Annotated in this window: 4 protein-coding genes; 1 reads left to right on the plus strand and 3 read right to left on the minus strand. The window is 38.3% G+C overall.

What is annotated here, in order from left to right:
• From ACO1O5_RS20860 to ACO1O5_RS20870, 3 genes are all read right to left on the minus strand, one after another.
• The coding region (locus ACO1O5_RS20860; RefSeq protein WP_486273723.1) for an alpha-galactosidase at positions 1-1,272 on the minus strand (1,272 nt) is incomplete at its 3' end.
• 133 nt (positions 1,273-1,405) lie between these two features.
• Complete coding sequence (locus ACO1O5_RS20865) at positions 1,406-2,467, minus strand: phosphotransferase enzyme family protein (RefSeq protein WP_486273725.1); 1,062 nt, start codon at positions 2,465-2,467, stop codon at positions 1,406-1,408.
• An 86-nt stretch (positions 2,468-2,553) separates the two neighbouring features.
• Positions 2,554-3,582, minus strand: coding sequence for a LacI family DNA-binding transcriptional regulator (locus ACO1O5_RS20870; RefSeq protein WP_486273727.1), 1,029 nt, complete (start codon positions 3,580-3,582; stop codon positions 2,554-2,556).
• Positions 3,583-3,826: 244 nt separating this feature from the next.
• Here ACO1O5_RS20870 and ACO1O5_RS20875 point away from each other — a divergent pair.
• On the plus strand, positions 3,827-4,371 hold a 545-nt coding region (locus ACO1O5_RS20875), incomplete at its 3' end, for a DUF4874 domain-containing protein (RefSeq protein WP_486273729.1).

Below are 4,371 nucleotides of genomic sequence, written 5' to 3' on the forward strand. Positions count from 1 at the left end.
GCCATGTTCTTTCATCCAGTTGATTCTTTTCATGCGAAAGGAATATCCGCCGGTAGGACCAAGCCACATGCCAAGCGTAGTGCCTAATGGTTTTAGTGCGTCTACGATGGGCTTCACCCCGTTAGGAAAAGTATTATTCCGCATTTTCCAGTCGCTTTCATAAACATCCCATCCATCGTCCAATACAAATGCATCCAGGTGAATTCCGTAAGGCTTAATCATATCCTTCTGAAACAAATCAATTATGTGCAGGATATTTTTTTCATTCATCACATGATCCGGCTTTACCCCGGGATACATGGGCGAACGCAAATCGTACCAACTATTGTAAAGTGCATAAGGCCTGTTGGGTGCTACCTTTATATCGGGCAAATAATTAAAAAACCAATCTTTTACATAATGATTGGGAGCCAGCCCTTCCACTACCCAATTACTTTCTACCCATTGTTTACGCACGACCTGTCCGATTAATTGCCGACAGGAAAGTTCCAGTTGGCTTTGCGATGCCTGTTGCAGCGTATTGGTTCCGGATGGATATTCGATACCAAAGAAAACACCACCATGTGAAAAGTCTGCAGCACAAGGTTGTCCAAATTCACCTCGCTTTATTATCCGCGTATCCTGCTCCTGATTTGTTTGAGCAGTTTGTACTTGCTGGTAATTAACACTGTTTACTTCCTTCATCAAATACCCACCGGATTGATTCTGCGTTTCACCAATAAGTCCTTTCCTGGAATCTACAGCTTCGAGCCAGTTCTTTTCGAGAGTTGTATCCCGCAAGGATATTTTTCTTCGGCTATAAAATTTATCTGCGAGCAGTTGGTATGTCAGTTTTATTTGAACGGTGTTGTCATGGTTAAAGGGAGTGAAATAAAGCTCCAATTCGGCGCCTCCATCTGGCACATCTTTAAAATCATAACTGACATATTTATAATCCTGTTTCGTAAAACTCACCTGCAGATCGCCGTTGAAAATTTTACCTGGTGCGCTCCAATCCGTCCACATCATTTCCAACGCATAATCACCGTCGGTAGCTACAGAATGATTATCGTTGTGATATTCATCGAGCCATTTCCTACTACCGATCAATTCATCTCCCCGTAATATACTATCAGCAATTACTACTTTCTCAGTGACCTTATTATTAGATAACGTAAATAATTGTTGGCTGCCATTGTGGGCAAAATTAGTTTGAACTTTTTCCTGGGCCATTGCACTGAGGCAGATCCCGGGTAAAAGAAATACTGCCAATGTTTGTTTGAGGTTTTTCATCTTTATTTTTTCGAGTATCATTTTTTTACGATTAACATAACATTTCTTTGAAGTGAGCATAGCAACCGGCTATGAAAAATTCGAACTACTACATCGGCATAACTGAAAAATATAAAGACAGGTTACAGTGGTATCAGTTCGACGTAAGTGCAGCCACATAATTCTGTAATTCAGCTTCCTTTTCTGTTAATTTTTGCAGAAGAGTGAACTGGTTGCCCGCTCTTACCAGGTTATGATCTTCATATTTAGCGCCATAGTAAATATCATCATTAATATAATCTGTCAGAAACCTAAGCCCCTGCATGTAAATCATAAATTTACCGGCATAAATAAAATGCTCTTTTTCCTCCTGCGTAAGTTCATCCTGCAATTGTCCAATATACCCCTTAACAATACTTGCGAAGTATTCATTTCGGATTTCAATTTTTGAAAAATCCTTTTCTTCCTCGCTTACGGGACTTAGGTAAGTGCGCAACATGTCACCAAGGTCGCTGATGAAATAACCCGGCATCAATGTATCCAAATCAATTACACATAATCCTTTGTCATTTTTATCAAAAAGCACGTTGCTGATTTTTGTATCATGATGAGTGACACGAATTTTGAACTGCTGATTGGATCTTATTTTCTCATATTCTTCCAAAATATATTTATTATCGAATGCTGCGTCTATCCATGCACGGGAGTTTTTAATCCTGGCTGCATTCCCGTGAGACAAAGCTTCCTCAAACTGTTCATAACGAAAGGAAAGATTGTGAAAATCCGGCAACGTTATTTTAAGAAGATTTGCATCAAAGCCCGACAATAATTTTGTAAACTTTCCAAACTCCTTTGCCGCTTCATATGCCATTTGGGGATCCTGTACTACATCGATAGTGTGTGAATCTTCAATGAAGGGCAAAAGCCTGTAGTAGCCTGCATTTTCGTCAAAAAAGATATCACCGTTATGAACAGTCGTAACGGGCATAACGAATAAATACGAAGGAAAATTTTTACGAAGATAGTTACCCGTTGCATTAATGTTATAGGCAATTGCTTCCGGATCTTTGAAGACTTTATTATTAATCTGCTGGAGTATAAATGCTTTACCGCCACGATTTATTTTCCATGTTCTATTGATTAATCCATTCCCAAATGGAATTGCATTATTAATATTTTCTGATATACCGAAAGCATTAAAAACGGCCTGGAGCATTTGAGATAGTTAGTGGATAAATTAATGATCAATCATCAAACTTAAATAATAAGGGAACGTAGCGTGAAGTAAAACGTTTGCTATATTTATTTCTTCTCGTGTAATACCAATTGTGACTCAACTATAATTTTATAGTAAGTATCCTTGTGGATGGATTGTTCTTTTGGTTTGTTCATAAGCTCGATTAATATGCCGGTTGCTTTTTGGCCTTGTATATAAGGATATTGCTCTACTGATGCCAGTGGAGGATAAGCGCTGTAAGTGCTAATGGGAAGATTAGCGAAGCTAACGAAGGAGATATCTTTGTTTATTTTTCTTTTTCTTTTTTGAGCAAATTGTATTGCATCCAGTGCAACATAATCGTTAAAAGTTACAATGGCAGTTGGTTTCCGTTTGGAGGTTAGTAATTCTTCCATAGCCCCCTGTGTTCCCTCCAGCGTAAGATCGCTGTTTACAACCAATGACGGGTCAAACTTCAAACGATTCTTAGTCATAGCTTGTATGTATCCATCTTTTCTTTCCTGGCTTGCAAATAATTTATCGGGGCCGTTGATCATACCTATTACACGGTGGCCCTTTTTAAGAAGATACGATACCGCCTGCACCGTACCCGAAATCATGTTGCAGGCCACGTAATGAATATCATCCATTTTTGGTATGCGGTCAAAAAACACTACCGGTATCCCGTATTTCTTCAGGCTTTCGAAATGATCATAATTGACGGTGTTTTTTGAAATTGAAATAATTAAACCATCTACACGGTGATTCTTCATTGTCTCGACAATCTTCTTTTCTCTTTCTTCGCTATCATGCGACTGTCCTAAAAAAACAGTATAGTTATTTTTTTCTGCGGTATATTCAATGCCCCTTATGGATGTTGAAAAAAAAGCTTCGGATAACTCAGGTAAGATAACACCTATCGTATACGTTTTTCCTCTTTGAAAAAATATCGCGGCCTGGTTGGGCTCGTAATTTAATTCCTTTGCTAATTGCTGCACCCGCATCTTGGTGCGCAGCCCGATATTTGGATGGTCGTGCAGCGCCCTTGATACCGTTGAAAACGAAATGTTGAGTTTTTTGGCAATCTCCTTAATCGTCGTTGGTTTTTCTTCCATAACCCGAAAGTATATTCTTTTTTACTGATACAAATAAAACGCAATCTCTCTGTTTGCCACAGAAACATTAATAACACAAAGGTATCTTAATGATCCTTAGCAGTCTTTGTGGTTTCATGGAAAGATATCGTAAACCAGGGACTCCCCCGGTAAAATAAGGTAAAACGTTTGCGCTCATTTTTATACAATGCTTTTAATAATTTTCGCCAATTGCAATTTCTTTCAATTTAATATCAATTATAAAATGCAGCGACAAAAATTGCTTCGTTTCGGGGTAATGCATAAAAAAGATGGGGTGATGCTTCCTGCATTTAAAAATTTAATTAAAGGTGTTTGCTATTTATCTGATTTCAGAAAAATAATTAATAAACTTCCAGCTTTTCATTTAAGAAGCCTCTTTCTCTTTTTCTACGTTTCAATGATTGCAATATCCTGCACTACTTACAGGAAGATTACTTACCAGGAGGACAACGCCGATATTGTAAATCCGGAGAGAGGCTTTTATATTCCATCGGGAACCAGGGCAAGCGATTTTGTTCCGCTCGATAGCGTAGTGCTAAAGAGTTATAGAATAAGCCCACAACATATAGCTAAAGCAACTTACAAAATTAACGCCTCTTTAATCTACCGTGGATACGTACTCGATATCTTCAAAGACAAACCTCTATCACCGGAATTTTTAAATAACCTCCAAAAAGATTTTGACGCAGTAAGAAATGCCGGCTTAAAGATGATCATTCGTTTCGCTTACACAAATACGGCAAAAGATGGAACTTGCAACAGTGAATA

The organism is Ginsengibacter sp., from assembly GCF_057362405.1.

Bases quoted from the DNA above. Each gene is read 5' to 3' on its own strand.
- ACO1O5_RS20870 (WP_486273727.1), bottom strand. From the start codon at position 3,582: ATGGAAGAAAAACCAACGACGATTAAGGAGATTGCCAAAAAACTCAAC.
- ACO1O5_RS20865 (WP_486273725.1), bottom strand. From the start codon at position 2,467: ATGCTCCAGGCCGTTTTTAATGCTTTCGGTATATCAGAAAATATTAAT.